The sequence below is a fragment of the uncultured Polaribacter sp. genome (assembly GCF_947497695.1).
Taxonomy (GTDB): domain Bacteria; phylum Bacteroidota; class Bacteroidia; order Flavobacteriales; family Flavobacteriaceae; genus Polaribacter.
In genome coordinates this window covers 170369-193923 of sequence record NZ_CANMHM010000005.1, presented here as the reverse complement: position 1 = coordinate 193923, position 23555 = coordinate 170369, and the positions used below count along the sequence as shown (strand labels likewise).

At 29.0% G+C, this 23555-nt stretch carries 19 protein-coding genes; 13 read left to right on the top strand and 6 right to left on the bottom strand.

The genetic code is table 11. From position 1 onward, the window contains the following. Positions 1-724 precede the first annotated feature (724 nt). Complete coding sequence (locus Q0731_RS08025) at positions 725-1486, bottom strand: NAD(P)-binding domain-containing protein (RefSeq protein ID WP_299062352.1); 762 nt, start codon at positions 1484-1486, stop codon at positions 725-727. Positions 1487-1601: 115 nt separating this feature from the next. Here Q0731_RS08025 and Q0731_RS08020 point away from each other — a divergent pair, with 115 nt between their 5' ends. From Q0731_RS08020 to arsB, 4 genes are all read left to right on the top strand, one after another. Next, the gene (locus Q0731_RS08020) at positions 1602-2450 is read left to right on the top strand and encodes a DUF2911 domain-containing protein (protein WP_299062350.1); all 849 of its coding nucleotides are present in this window, start codon (positions 1602-1604) and stop codon (positions 2448-2450) included. A gap of 167 nt (positions 2451-2617) precedes the next feature. After that, complete coding sequence (locus tag Q0731_RS08015; protein WP_299062348.1) at positions 2618-2947, top strand: metalloregulator ArsR/SmtB family transcription factor; 330 nt, start codon at positions 2618-2620, stop codon at positions 2945-2947. Between the two features lie 46 nt (positions 2948-2993). Further along, the gene (locus Q0731_RS08010) at positions 2994-3626 is read left to right on the top strand and encodes a protein-tyrosine-phosphatase (protein WP_299062344.1); all 633 of its coding nucleotides are present in this window, start codon (positions 2994-2996) and stop codon (positions 3624-3626) included. A 9-nt stretch (positions 3627-3635) separates the two neighbouring features. Next, positions 3636-4676, top strand: coding sequence for an ACR3 family arsenite efflux transporter (gene arsB / locus Q0731_RS08005; protein ID WP_299062341.1), 1041 nt, complete (start codon positions 3636-3638; stop codon positions 4674-4676). Between the two features lie 77 nt (positions 4677-4753). Here the strand turns inward: arsB and Q0731_RS08000 are convergent, their stop codons facing one another. The 3 genes from Q0731_RS08000 to Q0731_RS07990 all read right to left on the bottom strand — a co-directional run bounded on the left by Q0731_RS08000 (position 4754) and on the right by Q0731_RS07990 (position 10438). Then, positions 4754-5725: a Gfo/Idh/MocA family oxidoreductase gene (locus Q0731_RS08000; protein WP_299062339.1), complete on the bottom strand. Its 972-nt coding sequence runs from the start codon at positions 5723-5725 to the stop codon at positions 4754-4756. A 103-nt stretch (positions 5726-5828) separates the two neighbouring features. Then, positions 5829-7550: a sodium:solute symporter gene (locus tag Q0731_RS07995; protein WP_299062337.1), complete on the bottom strand. Its 1722-nt coding sequence runs from the start codon at positions 7548-7550 to the stop codon at positions 5829-5831. A gap of 398 nt (positions 7551-7948) precedes the next feature. Next, entirely contained in the window at positions 7949-10438 is a 2490-nt protein-coding gene (locus Q0731_RS07990; protein WP_299062334.1) for a PIG-L family deacetylase, read from the bottom strand. Between the two features lie 177 nt (positions 10439-10615). Between Q0731_RS07990 and dnaN the strand changes: the two genes are divergently transcribed. From dnaN to Q0731_RS07945, 9 genes are all read left to right on the top strand, one after another. Next, positions 10616-11734 (top strand): DNA polymerase III subunit beta, encoded by a 1119-nt coding sequence (dnaN, locus tag Q0731_RS07985; protein ID WP_299062331.1) that lies wholly within the window; start codon positions 10616-10618, stop codon positions 11732-11734. Positions 11735-11905: 171 nt separating this feature from the next. After that, on the top strand, positions 11906-12460 hold the full coding sequence (locus Q0731_RS07980; protein ID WP_299062364.1) for an acyl carrier protein phosphodiesterase: 555 nt from the start codon (positions 11906-11908) through the stop codon (positions 12458-12460). Continuing rightward, positions 12460-13323: an RluA family pseudouridine synthase gene (locus tag Q0731_RS07975; protein ID WP_299062328.1), complete on the top strand. Its 864-nt coding sequence runs from the start codon at positions 12460-12462 to the stop codon at positions 13321-13323. The genes Q0731_RS07980 and Q0731_RS07975 overlap by 1 nt, the downstream gene beginning before the upstream one ends. A 250-nt stretch (positions 13324-13573) precedes the next feature. Beyond that, on the top strand, positions 13574-14851 hold the full coding sequence (locus Q0731_RS07970) for a hypothetical protein (RefSeq protein ID WP_299062325.1): 1278 nt from the start codon (positions 13574-13576) through the stop codon (positions 14849-14851). Further along, a complete protein-coding gene (locus tag Q0731_RS07965) occupies positions 14851-15933 on the top strand; it encodes an AI-2E family transporter (protein WP_299062322.1) in 1083 nt (360 codons plus the stop codon). Before Q0731_RS07970 ends, Q0731_RS07965 begins: the two co-directional genes overlap by 1 nt. Before the next feature lie 5 nt (positions 15934-15938). Next, complete coding sequence (locus Q0731_RS07960; protein WP_299062320.1) at positions 15939-17120, top strand: class I SAM-dependent methyltransferase; 1182 nt, start codon at positions 15939-15941, stop codon at positions 17118-17120. 61 nt (positions 17121-17181) lie between these two features. Continuing rightward, the gene (gene fdhD, locus Q0731_RS07955; RefSeq protein ID WP_299062317.1) at positions 17182-17988 is read left to right on the top strand and encodes a formate dehydrogenase accessory sulfurtransferase FdhD; all 807 of its coding nucleotides are present in this window, start codon (positions 17182-17184) and stop codon (positions 17986-17988) included. Continuing rightward, the gene (locus Q0731_RS07950; RefSeq protein ID WP_299062313.1) at positions 17981-20272 is read left to right on the top strand and encodes an FdhF/YdeP family oxidoreductase; all 2292 of its coding nucleotides are present in this window, start codon (positions 17981-17983) and stop codon (positions 20270-20272) included. The genes fdhD and Q0731_RS07950 overlap by 8 nt, the downstream gene beginning before the upstream one ends. A gap of 9 nt (positions 20273-20281) precedes the next feature. Further along, positions 20282-21823, top strand: a complete 1542-nt coding sequence (locus Q0731_RS07945) for a hypothetical protein (RefSeq protein ID WP_299062310.1) — start codon at positions 20282-20284, stop codon at positions 21821-21823. A 10-nt stretch (positions 21824-21833) separates the two neighbouring features. Here Q0731_RS07945 and Q0731_RS07940 read toward each other — a convergent pair whose 3' ends face one another. Both Q0731_RS07940 and Q0731_RS07935 read right to left on the bottom strand, forming a co-directional pair. Continuing rightward, positions 21834-22979: a cysteine desulfurase family protein gene (locus Q0731_RS07940; protein ID WP_299062307.1), complete on the bottom strand. Its 1146-nt coding sequence runs from the start codon at positions 22977-22979 to the stop codon at positions 21834-21836. Positions 22980-22990: 11 nt separating this feature from the next. Further along, positions 22991-23536 (bottom strand): Smr/MutS family protein, encoded by a 546-nt coding sequence (locus tag Q0731_RS07935; RefSeq protein ID WP_299062304.1) that lies wholly within the window; start codon positions 23534-23536, stop codon positions 22991-22993. Positions 23537-23555 lie beyond the last annotated feature (19 nt).

Sequence of the window (23555 nt, the reverse complement as noted above, 5' to 3'; positions counted from 1 at the left end):
GCAAACATACAACTCTTTTTTATTAGTAAACAATAAAACCTTATATTTATTTCTAAAAATAAATAATCAAAAAAACTAAAAAATCAATGAACAAACTAACAAACAATATTCACGTTAGCGGCTGCAAAACTACAACACATTATTAATATAACAATGACTTTTTGAATAATTTTTCTGTTTATTTTTTATCACACCTTTAAATGCATTATTATGAACAGATTACAAATCAATTTTTTTTGACGATTTTGGAAAATAGAATCATAACTCTTCTTTTTTAACACATAGAAAAAATAGAAAGTAAGTATTGGGTGTTTAGAGAATATTGGTATTTGAATAGTTCACTTTTAAACAAGATATCATTTGAAAAAGAAAATTAACTGATAAATACGCTCGGGTTAGGGATAGAAACGGCATCCTTTTTTTTGTTTTTGATGCAATAGCAGAAAAAATTGAAAAAAGATATAGTGGATAGCCCGACCTTTTTTTCTAAAAAATAATTTTAAATTGTAAAAAACTACTCAATAAATACTAAATGTTATAAAATATAATCTGAAAAAAAAGGGAACACCCAAAAAAAATTAATTACACTTATTATATATATATTAGTAGAGAATGCTTTTCTAACATTTTTTAACGACAAAAAATAATATCAAATACATATTTTGAAGTATGAGTCACTTATGCTAAAGTTATAAATGCTATAATCGATTTAAAGTAAGAAACTCTAAAAAGCCAATAAATCATCATGAATAAAAGTATAACCTAAAACCTCTTGTAATTTTTTAGAACTGATAATTTTCCATTCATAGACTTCATTGTTTTCAAATTGTGGTACTTCAAAATCATTACTTAATTTTGCTAACGTATAAAACTCCCTTCTTGTGGGATGATGATTAGAACAGGCATTAAAAGTTTGATTCCAACAATTTTGATCTATAATTGCGTGTATAATTTCGATACAATCTTCTTTATGAATCATGTTTACAAAACCTTTTGGTTGAGGGATTTTTCGTCCATTTTTAAACCAGTTACAAGGTTGTCTTACATCGCCAAATAAACCAGCAAAACGAATGATCGTAGTTTCAAAAAAAGTGTTTTCTCTAAATAGGTTTTCAATCTCGGATAAAGGAGTTTTCAAAACCTCATCTTCTTCTGTCATTACTTTGTTCAATCTTGCATAAACAGATGTAGAACTAATAAATATTACTTTTTGAATGGACGAATTTTCAATTTGAGCAATCAAATTTTCAAAACCTTCTAAGTCTTTAGAGGTAATTGCAATAATTAAAATATCAGCATTTAAAAAAGAATCAAACTCTTCAAACTCAGAAATATTAACGATATAAGGATCAATATTATTCATTTCTAAAGTTTCTAACTTCTGTTTAGTTGTAGTAGAGCCTTTTACAGAATACCCTTCATTTATCATAGAAATTGCCAAAGATTTCCCTAACCAACCACAACCTAAAATACTAATATTTTTCATACAAATAGTTTAAAAAACACAAAGATACATTGGTTAATTTAAGTTTTTGTTAACGTTTCTCTTTTTTTGAAATTGTAATTTTGAAAGTGAATAATAAACCAACCCATTTTTAATCATGAAAAAAATTATACTATCATTATTTGTAATTGCTTTTGCTTTTGCTACAAATGCACAAATTAAAACACCTCAACCAAGTCCATTCCAAAAAACAGAACAGATTGTTGGTTTAACAGATATTACTTTAGAATACTCTAGACCAGGTGTAAAAGGACGAACTATTTTTGGTGATTTAGTACCTTACAATGAAATTTGGAGAACTGGTGCTAATGCAAATACAAAAATTACATTTTCTACAGATGTTACTATTGATGGTAATACAGTAAAAAAAGGAACGTATACTATTTTTACAATACCGACAGAAAAATCTTGGGAAGTTATTATACATGAATATAAGAAAAGTGGTACTCCAAAAAAATTGGATGAAACTAAAGTAATTGCAAAAGTAAATGTTGCCACACAAGACATACCAATGATTATTGAAACTTTTACCATTACTTTTGATGATATGACCAATAATTCTGCTGTTTTAGGAATGATGTGGGAAAACACGTATGTAGGTTTAAAAATTGAAACTCCTACAGATGTAATGGTTTCTGAACAAATTGAAGCTACAATGAGTGGTACTCCTTCTGCTAACGATTATTCTGCAGCTGCTGCTTATTATTTATCTGCAGGTAAGGACATAAAAAAAGCTCAAACTTGGATTGACAAAGCTGTTGATATGAATGCTGACAATCCAAAATTTTGGATTTTAAGAAGACAAGCTTTAATACATGCAAAAGCAGGCAATAAAAAAAGAGCAATTAAAGCTGCAAAAGCATCTTTAGCATTAGCCGAAAAAGCAGGAAATAAAGGTTATGTAAAAATGAACAAAGCATCTTTAAAAGAATGGGGAGCAATGTAAATTGTTGTTTTTTCTAACAATATTTAAAGTCTCAAGTGAATAGCTTGAGACTTTTTTTTGTTAAATAGATATTGAAATGGTAACGTATAATTAACATTCAAATTTCAAAAATAATTTGACGATGCAAATATTAATCGTAATATTGCAATCAATAAAAATAACAAAAAATGGGTTTAGCTAAAACGGAAATATTTAATGACCAACAAAATAAAATTGCGACGTACGCAAAAGTTTTTGGTCATCCTGCAAGAGTTTCAATTTTACAACATTTATTTGAATTAAACTCTTGTGTTTGTGGTGATTTAGTGAACGAAATAGGTTTGGCACAACCAACAATTTCTCAACATCTTAAAGAATTAAAACTTTTAGGTTTGATAAAAGGAAATGTAGAAGGAACAAGCGTTTGTTATTGTATTGACATAGAAAATTGGACAAAAATGAAAGAAGTAATGTTTCAATTTTTAGATCAAGATATTACCAAAAATACTTGTTGCTAAAAAAAATAAAATTATTAATCGTATAATCGCAATAAACCAATAAAAAATGACTACTACAAAACCATCTCTATTTATTGAAATAGATGAATTTATTAAAAAATTAGATACTAAAACTATTACAGAAGATCGTAAAACAGTTTTACAACCTTTAACCGATTTTATTCAAACTAAGGTTTCTAATAATGAAGAAATTCGAATTAATTTTATATGTACTCATAACTCAAGAAGAAGTCATTTATCTCAAGTTTGGGCACAAACCATGGCAAGCTATTTTAATATTAAAAATGTGTTTTGCTATTCTGGTGGAACAGAAGCTACTGCTCTTTTTCCTATGGCTGCAGAAACTTTACAGAAATCTGGTTTTAAAATCCAAAAATTATCAGAAGAAAACAACCCTGTTTACAGCATAAAATATGGAGACAATGAGCATCCAATCATTGGGTTTTCTAAAAAATTAGATGATGCTTTTAACCCAAAATCTGCATTTGCAGCAATTATGACTTGCTCTCAAGCAGATGGAGGTTGCCCTTTTATTGCTGGTGCAGAAAAACGTATTCCTATTACTTTTGAAGATCCAAAAGCGTTTGACAATACACCACAACAAGCAGAAAAATACAACGAAAGAAGCATTCAAATTGCTACTGAGTTGTTTTATGTTTTCTCTCAAATAAATTCTTAAACCAAGAGTATGAAAAAATTAAGCTTTTTAGATAGAAATTTAACTTTATGGATATTTGTAGCCATGATTATTGGAGTTGCACTTGGTTATTTTATACCAAGTTTTCCTAATATTATCAATTCATTTAGTAGCGGAACTACAAACATACCTATAGCTATTGGATTGATCTTAATGATGTACCCACCTTTAGCTAAAGTGAATTATGCTTTATTACCAAAAGTATTTAAGAACACAAAAATTCTTTCAATATCACTAATTTTAAACTGGATAATTGGACCAATTTTAATGTTTGTGTTGGCAATTACCTTTTTAAGAGAATATCCAGAATATATGGTTGGACTAATTTTAATTGGTTTGGCAAGATGTATTGCAATGGTATTGGTTTGGAATGATCTTGCAGAAGGAAGTGCAGAATATGGAGCAGGCTTAGTTGCTTTAAATAGTATTTTTCAAGTTTTTGCTTACAGTTTTTATGCTTGGTTATTTATAACTGTACTTCCACCCTATTTTGGTTTTGAAGGTGCTATTATTGATATTTCTATTGGAGTAATTGCAGAAAGTGTGGCAATTTACTTAGGACTTCCTTTTTTAATGGGAATTTTAAGTCGACTTATTTTAGTAAAATTAAAAGGAGAAGACTGGTATACAAATACATTTATCCCAAAAATTTCTCCTTTGACATTAATATCTCTTTTATTTACCATTATTGTAATGTTTTCTTTAAAAGGAGAATTAATCGTACAAATACCTATGGATGTTTTAATTATAGCAGTTCCATTATTAATCTACTTTACAATTATGTTTATCATTGGTTTTTTCTTCACCAGAGCAACAGGAGCAACTTATGATAAAACAGCAGCAGTAGCATTTACAGCAGCAGGTAATAATTTTGAATTAGCAATTGCAGTAGCCATTGCCGTTTTTGGATTAAATTCAGGACAAGCATTTACAGGTGTAATTGGCCCTTTGGTAGAAGTGCCTGCATTAATTTTATTAGTCCGAGTTTCTTTTTGGTTGCGTAAAAAATATTATAATACCGTAAAAAGTTAAAAAGTAACATACTTATCAAAAAAACGGTTTGGAATGTCTCACAAACCGTTTTTTTTTATGAAACCTAAACAACTTTTTTAATACTCCAAACCAATAACACTTCTTACTTTATCTAACGTTTTTATTAAGTTTTTAGAAAAATTAAACGTCATAATATTGCTTTCTTTTTTGTTTTCTCTTAGAAGATTGTTAAAATGTTCTGTTTCAAAATTATAACCAATTGTTTTTGTATTAAAGTCTTTTATTTCTTCATTTTCATCTTGAAAAATACTTACAGTAGCAGGTTGATGAAACATGGTATTTATTCTTACAACCGCTTTTTCGAAGGTAAAAATAGCTTCTGTTTTTGTTTCTTCTAAAAGTGTACTTTTTAAAGTTGCTTTTGCATCATCATAATTAAAAATCATGCTACAAGTTGCATCTGCTCCATTCTCAAAAAATGTTGCATCTGCTTCAATAGAATTAGGTTGACCTAAGGTAGATAATGCTGCAAAAATTGGATAAATACCAATATCTAACAAACTACCTCCACCTACTTCTTTTTTAAACAACCTTCTATCAGTATCATACTCATTGTAAAAACCAAAATCTGCATCTAAACTTTTTAGTTTTCCGTATTTTGCAGTTTTAACAATTTCTAAAACATATTGATAATTTGGTAAAAAATACGTCCATAAAGCTTCCATTAACAAAACGTTGTTTTCTTTGGCAACTGTAATCATTTCTTCTACTTCTTGCAAATTCATGGCTAAAGGTTTTTCGCATAAAACAGCTTTTTTGTTTTGCAAACAAAGTATAGCATGTTCTTTATGAAAACTATGTGGTGTTGCAATATAAACTGCATCTACCCCATCATCTTTTGCTAAATCTGCATAAGAATTGTAAGCTTTTTTTACGTTAAACTTGGTTGCAAAATCATTTGCGTTTTCTTGACTCCTAGAAGCTACAGCAACTAACTGTGCATTTTCTATCGTTGCTAAATCTGTAGCGAATTTATGGGCAATTCTTCCAAGACCTATAATTCCCCATTTGATTGTTTCATTTTTCATATAATAATTTCATTATTTAAATTTAGCTAAAGCTAATATCCTATTTTTTTTATTGATTACATAGACTAAATCCTTTTACTATTCATAACCTTAATTATTTTCACTAATCATCATCTTGTAAACCCAACAAAAAACCTTCTGTCTTTTTTGTGAAAAACTCTAATACAATTGCAATTGCCATTACCAAAGCACAACCTAATAAATTTAGCCATAAATAAGGCAACCAATCTAAATAAAAGACAAAAATGATAATTATTTGCGTTATTACAGCTGCCATAAAAACAGCATTTCCTTTTACAAATTTTATAAAAAATGCTAATAAGAAAATCCCTAATACATTTCCGTAAAAAATAGAACCAATAATATTGACCAACTGAATTAAATTATCGAACAAATTGGCAACACAAGCCACAGAAATAGCAATCAATCCCCAAAGCAATGTAAACCATTTTGAGGCTTTTACATAATGTTCTTCACTTTTATCTCCTCTAACATTTCGTTTGTACAAATCGATGGCAGTTGTGCTTGCCAAAGCGTTTAATTCTGATGCTGTAGATGACATAGCAGCAGATAAAATTACGGCTAATAAAAGTCCGATCAATCCTCTTGGCAAATTGTGTAGAATAAAATGGATAAACACATAATCTTTATCATTCGACTCTATTTTCTCAAGCGTATTTTCTTCATCAATTGTATCAATAATTACTTTCGATTTTGCTTTTATAGCCAAATCTCTTTTATTCAAAGCTTTAATTTGCTCTTTTTCTGAAACTTGAAAACCATCTGCAAAAATTGCTTTTTTTGTATTTTCAATACTGATATGTTCTGCTTCTAATTGTTTGTATTCTTGTACATATTTAGAACTTAAAACAGCTTCATTTGCTCCTGGATTAAAATTTAATGGCGATGGATTGAACTGATAAAAAACAAAAACCATTACACCAATCAACAAAATAAAAAACTGCATGGGTACTTTTAGTAATCCGTTAAAAATTAAACCTAACTGACTTTCTCTAACCGATTTTCCTGATAAATAACGTTGTACCTGACTTTGATCTGTACCAAAATAAGACAACATTAAAAATGTACCACCTAAAATACCTGTCCAAACTGTATAACGATTGCTTAAATCGAAAGAAAAATCTAGCACTTCCATTTTATTACTTGCCCCAGCAATTTCTAATGCTTTTGTAAACGTAATATTTGCAGGAAGCTGACTCATAATCATAAAAAATGCAATGAGCATTCCTATAAAAATGATAATCATTTGTTGCTTTTGGGTAACATTTACAGCCTTTGTGCCACCAGAAACCGTGTAAATAATTACTAAAAAACCAATTATAATATTTAAGGTTAACAAATCCCAACCTAAAACTGCACTCAAAATAATTGCAGGTGCAAAAATGGTTATTCCTGCTGCCAATCCTCTTTGAATCAAAAATAAAATGGCTGCTAAACTTCTTGTTTTTAAATCGAATCTTCCTTCTAAAAACTCATAAGCTGTGTAGACTTTCAATTTATGATAAATCGGTATAAAAACCACACAAATTATAATCATTGCAATGGGCAAACCGAAGTAAAATTGCACAAATCCCATTCCGCTGTGAAAAGCTTGTCCAGGTGTAGATAAAAACGTGATAGCACTTGCCTGTGTTGCCATTACAGACAAACCAATTGTCCACCATTTACTGTCACTTCCTCCTTTTATATAGTCAGTTACGTTGGTATTTTTTCTGGTTACATAGGTTCCATAAGCAACAATAAAAATTAAAGTTACCGATAAAATTATCCAATCTATTACGTGTAATTTACTTACTATTTCCATAAATTAAACTGTAAAATAATTTGTAATCAAATAAAATGCGATCAAGTAAATTACATTAGAAATTAACACCAATGTGTATTGTTTTTTCCAAGTATATTTTTGTTGATTCATTATATAATCTTTTTATTTGAAGCTATTTCCTGCTTTCCACTATATCTTTTTTCTGAAAAAGAAAAAAGGATGCCGTTTCAATCAGGGCTAAACTTGTTTGCCTACTTTTTGCTTTCTTGCTATTTTAAAGCTTTTTTATTTTATAATTTAAAACATAATTTTATGTCATCCTATGTTTTGGGAGAAATAACAAATTATCACAGAATTAAGTTTTTTCGTAAAATTTCAAGAACTCAAATTTTAAACCTTGAAACATGAAACTTAAAACTTAAAACCTATTTCACAACTTACCTTTGAACAGACAACATATTTGCAAACAATTTATAGGCACCAGAAACACCTGCAGGTAATTCTCTAAAGAAGCTTAAACCAGTGTATATATAATGACCTTTGCCATATTTAGCAATTAGCAAACTCCCTAATTTAGGCGTTTCGCCTTTATCATTCATAGACAAAATAGGTTTGTAAGCTGCGTGCCAATAATTAGGAAAATACAAACCACGTTCTTGCACCCAACCTTTAAAATCGTTTTGTGTAATTTTATTCGGAAAGTTGATTAACGGGTTTTCATCAGCCAAAATTACAACCTCAGCAGTTTCATCAGTAACCCTATCTCTTGATAATTTTAAAGGAAAGGGAGCTGCAACATCAACATTTCTACTGGTATTGTATTGTACAATCAAGTTCCCTCCTTTTGCTACAAAGTCTAACAAAAATTTTTGTTTAAATTTTAATTCTTTCACCACATTATAAGCTCTAATTCCTAAAACAATTGCATCATATTTGTGTAAGTTTTTATAGTTAATTTCAGTTGGGTTTATAAACTCTACTTTATAACCAATCTGACGCAAACTTTCTGGCACTAAATCTCCTGCTCCTTTTATATAACCAATCTTTTCTCCTACTTTTTTAATATCTAAACGTACTATTTTAGCTTCAGAATTTAACAAAACATTTTGTTTAGGAATGTGATTGTAATTAATTTCAACCAATTCTTTTTTATAAACTTTTCCTTGAGAAGTTGCTGTAACTATTAATTTTCCTTCAGAGGCTTCTTTAGGAGGCGTTACTATGAAAGAAACCGTTTGTTTGTCTTTTTTCTGTGCAATATTAAAATCAATTTCTTTAGGTGTTACATTCCAATTTTCAGGTACTTTTAAACTTACTTTTCCTGTTACAAATTTTGATCCTGCTCTTACTTCTACATTTACTTTTTTAGGAATACTATCAGAAAAAACAAGTACTTTGTCTGCCAATTTAGTAGTTACTCTAGGCAAAACATCAAAAGGCTCATAGATTTCTCCTTTGTCTCTTTCTGCATATTTTATAACCACATTTTTGGTAATTACAATTGGCGTAAAGTTTATAATTAAGTTAAAATCTATTTTTACAATTCTAGGTGTTTCTGGTTTTCCTCTTAATAATTGGTTTTCTACTGCATACATTCCTAAAGACGCTTTATCATTTAGCCAATAAGGAGCAGTAAAATTATCTGTTTTTAATAAAACAAATTCTTTAAAATTAAATTTTTTATTCTGTTTCAGCTCTAAACCTTTGTAGATGATGTTCTTTTCTAGCGTTGGTGTTACTGAAGTTAATAGCATCTGAATAGCACTTCTATTTAAAACTTCAAAATTAAGTTCAATGGTTTCATTTGGTATTCCTGATGCATTTACAACAGCAGAAGCTTCTATATACAAACCTGCACAAGCTTCAATAATTTGTTTAATTTGCTTCTCTTTAATTTTTTGCCAATGCATATCTTCAAGTTCTTGAATTAATTGATACGCTTCTAACAATTTTGGCAAGTGTTTAGACGGATTTACAAAATCGAAATTCTTTTCAACCTCATATAATATTTTTCCTATTTGTTCTCCGTTTTTAAGTCGACTCCAAGTCGTATTAATTCCAGAAAAAATATCTTTTTTATCTGTAGGTTTGTCGCCTTTTAAAAATTCTGCATATTCATATTGTTCTCCTCTTGTACTTAATCTTCCAAAACCCTGACATAAATGTTGGCTACTTGCTTTAGATGCCAACTCATTGTTAGAGACTCCTTTTAAGGGATAATAGACACCAATATCAAACTTTGTAAAACCTTTGGTTAACTCTTTAAATTCTGCTTCTCTTCCTCTATAAAACCAAGAAGATGTATTTTGATACAATCTTTTAGGCTGCCAAACATCTGTATGTTTTAGCTGCTCTACATAACTTGTTGAATCTTTTGCCAACTCAAAAGCTTGTACACTTAACATGGCAGAAGCTGTATGATGTCCATGAGTTGTTCCTGGAGTTCTATGATCAAATCTATTAATAACAACATCGGGCTTAAAAGTTCTAATTGCCCAAACAACATCACTTAAAACTTCATTTTTATTCCATATTTCTAAAGTTTCATCTGGGTGTTTAGAGTATCCAAAATCATTGGCTCTCGTAAAAAACTGTTCTCCCCCATCAATACTTCTTGCTGCTAGCAACTCTTGGGTTCTAATAACACCTAATAATTCTCTAATTTCTGTACCTATTAAATTCTGACCTCCATCACCTCTTGTTAAAGATAAATACCCTGTTCTTGCTTTTACATGGTTTGCTAAATAGGCAATTAATCGTGTGTTTTCATCATCTGGATGAGCAGCAATATAAAGTGCTGTTCCTAAAAAATTCAGTTTTTGAACTTGCTCATAAATCTGATTTGAAGTTAACTTTTGAGGTTTCTGTGCAAATATTGATAACGAAATTAAAAAAGTTGCTAAAACTGAAAGAGAAATTTTATTCATACTACAAGATTGATAAGGTAACAAATGTAGTTTTTTAAAGACCAAAATGTAGTTTGTTAACATAATTATAACATTTGTAAAAGCATCAACAAAATGCTAATAAACTGTTGATAAATTAATTTTAAATGTTACCTATATAAGATTATATTTGTGAGTATAAAATAACAAAAAAATTACATGAAATTTATTGTATCAAGTTCGCAATTATTAAAACAACTACAAGTTTTAGGGGGCGTTATAAATAGCAACAACACTTTACCAATTTTAGACAATTTTCTGTTTGAATTATCTGAAAATGAGTTAAAGGTTTCTGCGTCTGATTTAGAAACAACAATGACTTCTGTAGTAGAAGTAGAAAGTGAAAGTTCTGGTTCTATAGCTATATCTGCCCGTTTGTTATTAGATACTTTAAAAACGTTTCCAAACCAACCTTTAATATTTAAAACTGAAGGCGAAAATAAAATTGAAATTAGCTCAGATCAAGGTAAATATGACATGGCTTATTTTGGTGGGGATGAATTTCCAAAAGCAGTTTCATTACCAAACCCAAGTAAAACAATTTTACCTGCTAATATTTTAGGAACTGCAATTTCTAAAACCATTTTTGCTGCTGGTAATGACGATTTAAGACCTGTAATGAGTGGTGTGTTTTTTCAGTTTAGCTCACAAAGTTTAACTTTTGTTGCTACTGATGCTCATAAATTGGTAAAATATACAAGAACAGACGTTACTGCAGATCAAACTGCAGAATTTATTATGCCAAAAAAACCTTTAAATTTATTAAAAGGAATTTTAGGGGGTTCTGAAAGTGAGGTTACTATTGAGTATAATGATGCAAATGCTAAATTTACATTTGACAACACTGTTTTAGTTTGTAGATTAATTGATGGAAAATACCCTAATTATGAAGCAGTAATCCCTAAAGAAAACCCTAATAAATTAACAGTTGACAGAGCTTCTTTTTACAACTCTGTAAAACGTGTTTCTATTTTTTCTAGCAAAACAACCCACCAAATTCGTTTAAAAATGGCAGGGACAGAATTAAATATTTCTGCGGAAGATATAGACTTTGCTAATAAAGCTGATGAACGCTTAAATTGCGATTATCAAGGTGATGATATGCAAATTGGTTTTAACTCTCGTTTTTTAAGCGAAATGTTAAACAACCTAAATTCTAATGATGTTTTAATTGAAATGTCTTTACCAAACAGAGCTGGTATTTTAACACCAATTGATGGTACTGATGAAGGTGAACAAGTAACCATGTTGGTAATGCCTGTGATGTTGAATAGTTAAACACTTAGTGTTTTCTAGCATTCTTAAAGATGCATAAAACTTGTCATTCCTGCGAAAGTACGAATCTATAATATTTAGAAAACCACAACTTTTTAGTTGTGGTTTTTGTTTACTTTTACCTCAATGAACTTCTTAGCACATTTATACCTATCACAAAACAACACCAATATTATGATTGGCAATTTTATTGCAGATCATATTAGAGGTAATAAATATGATGGGTTTTCTAAAGAAATTCAGCAAGGTATTTTATTACACAGAGAAATAGACACTTTTACAGATGCTCATGAAATTGTTAGAAAAAGCAAACGTCGTTTACATGTACGTTACAAACATTATGATGGTGTTATCATCGATATTTTTTATGATTATTTTTTAGCCAAAAATTGGGCAAATTATTCTGCAATTCCCTTAGATGTTTATACAGCTGCTGTGTATACTTTATTTGATAAAATCAAAGACGATTTACCTGTTAAATCTCAAAACTTTATCAACTATATGATTGAATATAACATTCTTTTCAATTATCAATTTAAAGAAGGTATTGCAAAAGTTTTGAACGGAATGAATAGCAGAACAAAAGGAAAATCGCAAATGAATTTGGCTATTGAAGATTTAAATATTCTAGAAAACGAATTAGAAGAAGATTTTACTGTTTTTTTTAAAGATTTACAAAAATTCACTTTTAATAAATTGATAGAAATTAATAGATCATTTTTAAAATGATGCAGTTATTAGAAACTCATAATGTACAAAATTTAAAAACACCAATTCGATTTCAAGAATATGGGGTTGGAATTTTTAAAACAATCCCCACAAAATCTGGCATCAAAAAAGCCATTAAAAAAGAGCTTGTTTTTATTGATGGAACTTTAGCCACTACTTCTAAATATATTTGTGGAGGAGAAAAAATAACACTTTTTGAATCCGAAAAATCAGCGACTTTTGAAAGATTGAAACTCGATTTAGAAGTCTTATTTGAAGACGAAACACTCGCTATTATATACAAACCTGCAGGTATTTTAGTAAGTGGTAACAAGTTTGTTACCATTGCCAATGCATTGACTCAAAATCTTAAAAAAAGTAATGAATCAGATGCTGTAAAACCTCAACCAATTCACAGATTAGATTACCCAACAAGTGGACTTTTATTAATAGGAAAAACTAGTGCTGCAATTTCTAAATTGAGTAAACTATTTGAAGATAAAGAAATTAGTAAAACTTATTTTGCAATTACAATTGGTAAAATGAAAATAAAAGGAGTAATTGACTTACCAATTGATAAAAAGAATGCTCATACAGATTTTGAAGTTCTAAAATCAGTAATATCAGAACGTTTTGAGTTTTTAAACCTTGTGAAACTGCATCCAAAAACAGGAAGAAAACATCAATTGAGAAAGCATTTATTGAGTATCGAAAATCCTATTTTAGGCGATAAAGAGTATTTTTTAGACGATAAAATATTAAAAGGAAAAGGATTGTTTTTACATGCTGCAACTTTAGCATTTGTGCATCCTTTTACAAAAGAAAAAATTTCTATTACTAAAGTGTTGCCTAAAAAGTTTAAAAAGATTTTTCCTGATTTTTAAACTAAAAATAGCTCGATACAATTTTTCGAAAAAGTAAAATCACTCAAGGATACATTATCATTATTAAAACAAATTACTCAAATTGTCAGTTCGAGTGAAATTTATTTTTTAGAAATTCTGTATCGATAAAGATCATTTATAAGTTCGACTCTCTTATTTTGATAAAATCTGTTGAACTATAATATAAGCTAAGAACTAGTTTTTTACTCTAAAAAATGATACTTTAGCTACTAACTTTTTAATCTATTAAATGAAGAAACTCTTTAAACTTATTGGAATTATTTTATTACTTCTAATTGTTGCTTTTGGAATATTTTATGTTGTTAACAATGAACCTTTGCCAAATGGAAAAAAAGGAAAAGAAGCAGATGCATTGGCAATTAAAATGTTAAACGCCTTAAATGGCGATGCTTTTGACAAAACAGAAATTTTAGAATGGAGTTTTAGAAATACAAATCACTACAAATGGTTTAAAAACCAAGATGTTGTTGAAGTTTCTTGGAATGAAAACAAAGTAATACTAAACACTAAAGACGCAACAAAATCGACTGTTTTTATTGCTGATAAAAAAGTAGAGGATACCAAATTGATTAAAAAAGCAACCAATTATTTTAACAATGATTCTTTTTGGTTAGTAGCTCCCTATAAAATTTTTGATGCTGGTACAGAAAGACGAATTGTAAAAGTAAATAATAAAGAGGCTCTATTAGTTACTTACACTTCTGGTGGCTCTACTCCTGGAGACTCCTATCTCTGGATTTTAGATGAAAATTTTTTACCAACTTCATATAAAATGTGGACAAAAATTATACCAATTGGAGGTGTTTCTGCTACTTGGTCTGATTTAAAAACTACTGAAGCTGGTATAAAACTACCTAAAAAACACATACTTTCTTTATTTGGTTTAGAGCTAAATATGGGAAATGTAAAAGCTTATAATAAAAAAGCAAACGAACTTGCTAACAAAATTTTAAAAGCAGTAAAACACAACGCATATAAAAATACCCGTTATTTAGAATGGAGTTTTGCAGGAAAAAGGCATTTTAAATGGGACAAACAAAAACACATTGTAGCTGTTTCTTGGGATACAATTCGTGTAGATTTACATCCTAGAAATAAAGAAAATAGCTCAGTTTTCATCAACAATAAAAAACAAGAAAAAGCAAATACTAAAATTGTAAAAAAAGCTTGGAATATTTTTAACAACGATTCTTTTTGGTTAGTTGCACATCATAAATTATTTGATGATGGTGTAATTAGAAACATAGAAAATCATCATAAAAAAGAAGCACTTAGAGTTACTTACACAATTGGAGGCACAACTCCTGGAGATTCTTATCTTTGGATTTTAGATGATAATTACATACCAGAAAGTTATAAAATGACTATTCCTACAAAAAAAATGATAGCTGCACCAGCAACTTGGCAAGATTGGATTACCACAGAAAGTGGCACTTTATTACCAACAAATCATACCTTTAAAAATGGCAAAAAATTAAGTATGGGTAATGTAAAAGGATATAATTAATGAACTCTAAAATATTAGCAAACGGAATTTTAAGAGCTTTAGGCATCTTGGTAGGAATTTTTCTTCTAGGCTATTTCTTATACGCAATTCAATCTGTAATTATTTACATTCTAATTGCAAGTATTCTATCTTTAATTGCAAGACCTTTTATTATTTTTCTTAGAAAAAAGTTAAAATTCCCCAATACATTGGCAGTTGTTTTTACAATGTTTTTAATGTTAGGTCTTTTATCTGGATTGATTATTATGTTTATTCCGCTAATTATTGAACAAGGAAAAAGTTTATCACTTTTAGAAGTGGATAAACTACAAGCCAATATTCAAGAAATTTTTAACCAAATAACAGCTTATTTTTCATCTAAAGGCATTGATGTATTAAGCGAAATTAAAGAGGTAGATTTTGTTGCTCAATTTAAAGAAATTCCAGATTTTTTAAACGCTATATTAGCAGCATTGGGCTCTATAAGTATTGGTTTATTTTCTATATTATTTATCTCTTTCTTTTTTATGAAAGACAGCCAATTACTAAAAAACGGAATACTCACAATTATACCAAATCATACAGAAAATCGTTTTTCTAAATCGTTAGAAATTATTAAAGATTTGCTATCAAGGTATTTTCTGGGATTGCTATTTCAAATTACAATTTTATTTATTTTGTATACCATCATTTTATTAGTTTTTGATATTGATAACGCTGTTGTTATTGCTTTTTTATGTGCTTTGTTAAATCTAATTCCTTATGTTGGACCAGTAATTGGAGCAATTATAATGTTTACATTATCTATGATTAATAATATTGGTTTAGACTTTCAAACAGAAATTTTACCTACATCTTTATGGATTATGTTGTGGTATTTAATGGCACAATTAATTGATAATTTTGCGAGTCAGCCAATTATTTTCTCTAAAACAACAAAATCTCATCCTTTAGAAATATTTTTAGTTATTGTTATTGGAGGATTACTCTTTGGAATTGTTGGTATGATTACTGCTGTCCCTTTATACACTGCTTTAAAAGTGATGTTAAAAGAATTTTTAGCTGATAATAAAATAGTAAAATCATTAACTAAAGATATTTAAACATTTTGAATTTAGATATTTTACAACCAAAAGTTCAGCAATTTATTGCAGATCATTTAAAAACAGAAATTACAAAAGTAATTTTAAAAGGCAGTCCTTTTCAGGCTGTTTCTATCCAAGAATTGGCAAATCAAATTATTGCAAAACAAAAATCTGAACACAAATTAGCTACTTGGTTTAATACTGATAATATTTATTATCCTGAAAAAATAAGCATTGAACAAACCTCATCAGAAATTACCGCAAAATACAAGTCAGAAATTCTTAAAGGCGATAAAATCATTGATATTACAGGTGGTTTTGGTGTAGATTGTTTTTATTTTTCAAAACAATTTAAAGAAGTTGTTCATTGTGAAATTAATAAGGCTTTATCTACAATTGTAAAATACAATTACCATCAATTAAAAACAAAAAACATTACCCTATTTTCTGAAAATGGAACTAATTTTTTAAAAGAAACTAATCAAAAATTCGATTGTATTTACATCGATCCATCTAGAAGAAACGATGCAAAAGGAAAGGTTTTTCTTTTGAAAGATTGCCAACCCTATATTACACCTAAAATTGATTTTTTCTTTACAAAAGCCAATTTTATTTTAGTAAAAGTATCGCCTATTTTAGATATTACACAAACTATTAGTGAACTTAAAAACGTTAAAGAAGTACATATTGTTGCTCTTAACAATGAAGTAAAAGAATTGTTATTTTTACTTGAAAAAAACTATAAAAATTCTATTAAAATTAAAACCATAAATATTGATAAAAAAGGAAATCAATCTTTTAATTTTAACTTTAAAGAAAAAACAGCCTCTACATATTCTAAACCTCTTACGTATTTGTACGAGCCAAATGCCGCTATTTTAAAATCTGGTGGATTTCATGAAATTTCTCAGCAATTAAATATCTTTAAAATTCATCAACACTCACATTTATACACCTCAACAGAATTGATCGATTTTCCTGGAAGAGTTTTTAAAATTGAACAGGTTTTAAATTATGATAAGAAAAAAATAAAGAAAGCAATCTCTGAAAAAAAGGCAAATATTACAACTAGAAATTTCCCTAAGAAAGTAGCTCAAATCCGTAAAGAAATGAACTTAAAAGACGGTGGAAATACCTATTTATTTTTTACAACAAACATAAAAAATAAGCCAACTTGTATTTTTTGTACAAAAAACTTAAATTAAATACGTCTTAAAAACGATCTCATTTTTATTAAATTTGTAAGGAAAGCGTCCTTTTTTATATATGCAAACATTAAAATACCAAGCTTTAAAAATTAATCAAAACACCCAAAACTCTTTTGAAGATGTTTTGGTAGTAGAAGCTCCTTTGCAAATAAATATTAATAATGAGCCTTACACTGTTGTGATGAGAACTCCAGATAATGATAACGAATTAATAAGAGGATTGCTTTTTGCAGAAGATATTTATAAGAGTGAAAAAATATTGATAACCCATATTGATAAACAAGAAAATGAAATCCCTACCATTATAAACGTAAGTATTTCTAAAGAATTATTAGGGAAAGGCTATTTGAATAAAAGAACATTACTATCTGTTTCTTCTTGCGGAATTTGTGGGAAAAAAGAATTGAAAGACATTAAAGTTGATGGAAACACATTAGTTCAAACTAATTCTTTTTCAAGCGGAATTTTGCATGAAATGTTTTTAAAAATGAATGATTTTCAGCACACTTTCAAATATTCTGGAGGAAGTCATGCAGCTGCTATTTTTGATAAGAATAATCAATTTTTAACTGTAAAAGAAGATATTGGCAGACACAATGCTGTTGATAAAGTAATTGGAGATTTGCTTATAAAAGAATACTTACCAAATGCTAACTATTTATTTGTTAGCGGCAGAGTTTCTTATGAAATTGTTTCTAAAGCATTCATCGCAAAAATACCTATAATTGTTGCTGTATCTGCATGCTCATCTTTAGCTGTAGATTTTGCAAAAGAGTTTGGCATTTGTTTAATTGGTTTTACAAGAGAGCATAAAATGACCATTTACTCAAACCCATCACTTGTAAAAAAAGCAACTCATGTTTAAAAAAACAAAAGAACAACCACCAGAAAAGTTAACAGGAATTCAATTAACTGAAATCCCTAAAAGCTCTGTGGGTGTAAAAGCCATTGCTTCTGCTTTAACACATATTAAAAATGAAGTTGGCCTTGTAAAAGGAATTCAATTACTTTCTAAAATAAATCAAAAAGAGGGTTTTGATTGCCCTGGTTGTGCATGGCCAGATCCTGATGAAAAAAGGGCTTTTTTAGCAGAATATTGTGAAAACGGTGCAAAAGCTGTAGCAGAAGAAGCAACTAAAAATAAAGTTTCTCCGATGTTTTTTACAACAAACTCTATACAAGAATTGTCAGAATTATCTGATTATGAAATTGGTAAAACAGGTAGAATTACACACCCAATGTATTTACCAGAAGGAAAAAATAATTACGAAGAAATAACTTGGGAAAATGCTTTTAAAATAATTGGAGATGAATTAAACTCTTTAGATTCTGCTGATGAAGCTATTTTTTACACTTCTGGAAGAACCAGTAATGAAGCTGCTTTTTTGTACCAATTATTTGTACGCCAATTTGGAACAAACAATTTACCAGATTGCTCTAATATGTGTCATGAATCTAGTGGTGCTGCATTAACAGAAACCTTAGGAATTGGTAAAGGTTCTGTTACTTTAGATGATTTTAACCATGCAGACTTGGTAATTGTTATTGGGCAAAACCCAGGTACAAATCATCCTAGGATGTTGAGTGCTTTAAGCGATACAAAAAATAAAGGTGGAAAAATAATTACAATTAATCCACTACCAGAAGTTGGGTTAATGAATTATAAAGATCCTCAAAACCCATTAAAATGGTTTGGATCTGGGCAAGATTTAACAGATTTATTTTTACCTGTAAAAATAAATGGAGATGTTGCTTTATTAAAAATCATCTTAAAATTGATGAAAGAAAAAGAAGATGCTAAACCAAATAGCGTTTTCGATCATCAATTTATTCAAGAAAAAACGGCTGGTTTAGAAGATTTTTTAAAAGATTTGGACACCTACTCTATTGAGGAGTTATTACCTCAAACAGGTCTATCCTTAGAAAAAATAAAAAAAACGACAGAACTTATTGTCAACAATAAAAACATTATTATTTGTTGGGCAATGGGTTTAACACAGCATAAAAATGCTGTAGATAATATTCGTGAATTAGTAAATATTTTATTACTCAAAGGAAGTATTGGTAAAAAAGGAGCAGGAACTTGTCCTGTTCGTGGACACTCTAATGTGCAAGGAGACAGAACCATGGGAATTTGGGAAAAACCTCCAACTACATTTTTAGATAATTTAGAAAAAGAATTCAATTTTAAAGCTCCCAGAAAAAATGGTTTTGATGTTGTTGAAGCCATTGAAGCAATGCATCAAAAGAAAGCCAAAGTATTTTTTGGAATGGGTGGAAATTTTATTTCTGCAACGCCAGACACCACATTTACTGCAGAAGCATTACAAAGCTGTAATTTAACAGTACAAGTATCTACCAAACTAAATAGAAGTCATTTAATTACAGGTAAAAAAGCGTTGATACTTCCTTGTTTAGGTAGAACAGAAAAAGATTATCAAAATAATAAAGAACAATTTGTTTCTGTAGAAAATTCTATGGGAGTTGTGCATCAATCTAAAGGAACGTTAGCACCTTGCTCATCTAATTTATTGAGTGAACCAGCAATAGTAGCAGGTTTGGCTAATGCTACTTTAAAAAACAGCACCACAAATTGGTCTGAATTAGTTAGTAATTATGATTTAATTCGTGATAAAATTGAAGCAACAATCCCTGGCTTTAATAATTTTAATAAACGCGTTAGAGTAAAAGGTGGTTTTTATTTGCCAAACAATGCTCGTGAAAATAATTTTACACCTACAAAAACAGGAAAGGCGAATTTTAGCAATAACAAACCTTCTGAAATTGTCTTAGAAAAAGATCAATTTCTAATGATGACTATTAGAACGCACGATCAATACAACACCACTATTTATGGATTAGATGATAGATATAGGGGCGTTTTAAATGAAAGAAGAGTTATTTTTATGAATGAAGATGACATAAAATTATTAAATTTAAAAAAATTAGATTTGGTAGATTTAACAAGTCATTTTAATAATGAAACAAGAGAAGCAAAAGGTTTTTTAGTAATTCCTTATCACATTCCTAAACAATGTACTGCCACTTATTTTCCTGAAGCAAATGTATTAGTCCCTTTAAAAAGTAAGGCAAATATTAGCAATACACCTACTTCAAAAACAGTTGTTATTACCATCAAAAAAAGATAATTTTACCTTATGAAAAAGATAATTTTACTATTTACAGTTCTTATTGGTCATCAATTTCTATTTTCTCAATCAGAAACGATTCCAAAAAAAATAACACAAAAAGCTTTTGCTAAAATAGATTTTCTTTCTATAGATATGCCTTTTGACCCTCTTATTCCTGATGAAAAAAATATGGGTTTTACAGGGATTCATTACAATTTATTTTTAAATGATTTATTCTACACAGGTATTGGACTTTATGGATCTGTAACAGGAGATAGAGGTGGTTTTTTTACACTTGGAATGAATGCAGGTATTAAAAAATATTTATCAGAAAAATTTTATGTAGACACTGGCTTCCATTTTGGTGGCGGTGGAGGAGCTGGTGCTAAAGATGGTGGAGGAGCGTTTATTTTGCCTCATTTAAATTTAGGATATCAATTTAAAAACTTTTCTTTAAATACTGGTTGGAGTTATGTCAACTTTTTTGATGGTGGAGAAATTAAAGGACATCAAGCTAATATTAGTTTAGAGATTCCTTTAGATTTTGATTATGCAGACTATACATCCGCAGAAAAAGAAATTAATACCAATGAGTTTGAAAACTCTAATTGGAATAAAAAGCCAAAAAAAAACTCTTTGATGGTACATTTTAATAATTTAAAAGTATTAAGCAAAGCAAGAGCAACAGATGGAACTGTTTTAGAAGGAAAAACCATAAAATTAGCTGGATTTGAATTTACTTCATACGTAAATAAAAATTGGTTTGCATTTTTAAAAGTAGATGGTGCTTATGATGGCATTAGAGCTGGTTATATGGATGTTTTTTTAGGTGCTGGTTATCATTTATCAATGAACAGAAATAGAACTAATATTTTAGCGAAACTTGGTTTTGGTGCTGGAGGAGGTGGTGCTGTAGATACAAAAGGTGGCTTTTTATTGTATCCTGACATCTCTATAGAACAACAACTATTTGAAGACATTTATATTTCTGTAAATAAGGGCTATCTACTAACTCCTGATAGAGACTTTTATACCTCAAACTTTGGAATCGGTATTAAATATTACATAAAAAGAAATGGTGTAAAAATAGACAATCCTCATTTTACTAAAGGAAAATTTAAAGGTTTAGAAGTGATAGTAAAACAAGACCTTTACTTTAATGCAAAAAGAATGCAAGATCCCACAGAAAACTTACATCAAATTTCATTGCAAATAAATTTAGATTTGAATAAAAATATGTATGTAGCAGGACAAACTTCTTTTGCAAATTTTGGAAATGCAGGTGCTTATGGAGAGGGAATTGTTGGTTTGGGCCTAAAAACAAATCCTTTATTGAACAAATCTACTACACTTTTTACCCAGTTTTTAGGCGGTGCTGCAGGAGGAGGAAATATTAGTACAGGGCAAGGTTTAATTATAAAACCTAGTGCTGGTTTAGATTATAAACTTTCTAATACTTTAAATTTGAGAGCTTCTGGTGGTTATGTAAAAGCAAAAGGAGGCGAATTAAGTAGTACTTTTATAAATTTGGGAATTAAATATAATATTGCTTTTTTGAAATTGAAGTAATCTAAATCATTTAGATTTGTGTTTTTATATTATCATTTAAACAACTAATCACAAAATCAATTTCATGTTTTGTAGTATACTTAGAAAAAGAAAAACGAATTGACGTTTTATCTGCATCTTTGTCATTTAAAAACTCTGATAACACATGAGAACCTTTATTGCTTCCACTTTGGCAAGCACTTCCTCCAGAAACAGCGATACCTGCTAAATCTAAACTAAATAAAAGCATATCATTTGTAAATGGTAAACGCACATTTAAAATGGTGTAACTACTTTTTTCTAAATTAGAAGAAAGTCCGTTACACTGAATTTCTTCTGATATCTTTTTCAGCTCCGAAATAAAGTACTTTTTTAAGTCTTCTATGTGATTTTTGTCTTCTTCTAAATTAGAAATTGCAATTTCAAGGGCTTTTTCCATGCCTAGAATTGCATGCACATTTTCTGTACTAGACCTTGCTCCTTTTTCTTGATTTCCTCCATGAAACATTGGTAAAATGCCAAATCCTTTTTTAAAAAAAGCAAAACCAACGCCTTTGGGCCCATGAAATTTATGAGCACTTGCAACTATAAAATCAATGGGAGTATTTTGTAAATCTACTGGATAATGCCCTATTGCCTGAACTGTATCAGAATGAAATAATGCATTGTAGTTTTTACAAATTTTAGATATTGCATCAACATCTAAAAGGTTCCCAATTTCATTATTAATCATCATTAAACTTACCAATGTTTTTTCTTTGGATGTTTTTAACAACGTTTCTAAATGATGAATATCAATAGACCCAAATTTGTCAACATCAACATAATCAACAATAATATGATGTGTTTTTTTTAGATGGTTGCACGTATGTAAAACTGCATGATGTTCTATTTTAGTGGTAATTATTCTTTTTACCTCTAAATTTAAAACAGCATTGTGTAAAATTAAATTATCTGCTTCTGTACCTCCTGCTGTAAAAATAATTTCTGTAGCAGTAACATTAAAATGCTTTGCTATATTTTTCCTTGCAGTTTCTACAGCAGATTTTGCTTTTCGTCCAAATTGATGAATCGATGAAGGATTACCGTAATTTTCTTGCATAGAAGTATGCATGATTTCAATAACTTCATCATCAATTTGAGTTGTAGCTGCGTTGTCTAAATAAATAGTTTTCATTTTGATGTTATTTAATTAGAGTTTTGAAAAACATAAACCTCTGTTGCACCCAAACCATATTTTTTATAAGAAGCATCGTAATATTTTACAGGGTATTTATGTAACAATCTTTGTAATTCAGATTTTAAAACCCCTTCTCCTACTCCATGAATAAAAACAATTTTAGGTATTCTTTTAGAAATAGCAAATTCAATTTTATTTTTTGCAGTGTCTAACTGAAGATTTAACATATCAAAATTATCCATATTTCTAGTAGATTTTGTAAGTTGATTGATATGCAAATCTACTTCCATTACTACTTCTTTTTTATCTTCTCTAAATAAACTTTTCTTTTTTGGGTTTTGAGAAATTTTATCTTTTAAAAAAGAATTATCAATATCACTAAATTTAGACAACTCATGTTGTGCTGTTTCTACTTTTACCAATTCAGCAGTATTGAATTTAAAAATCATGCCATCAGTAGTTTCTACAGAAATAACATCATCAACAATATTGACTACTTTGCCTTTTAAAACATCATCTAAAACAGCTACTTTATTCCCAATTTCTAAACCCATCCTTAAGTTTCTATTAACT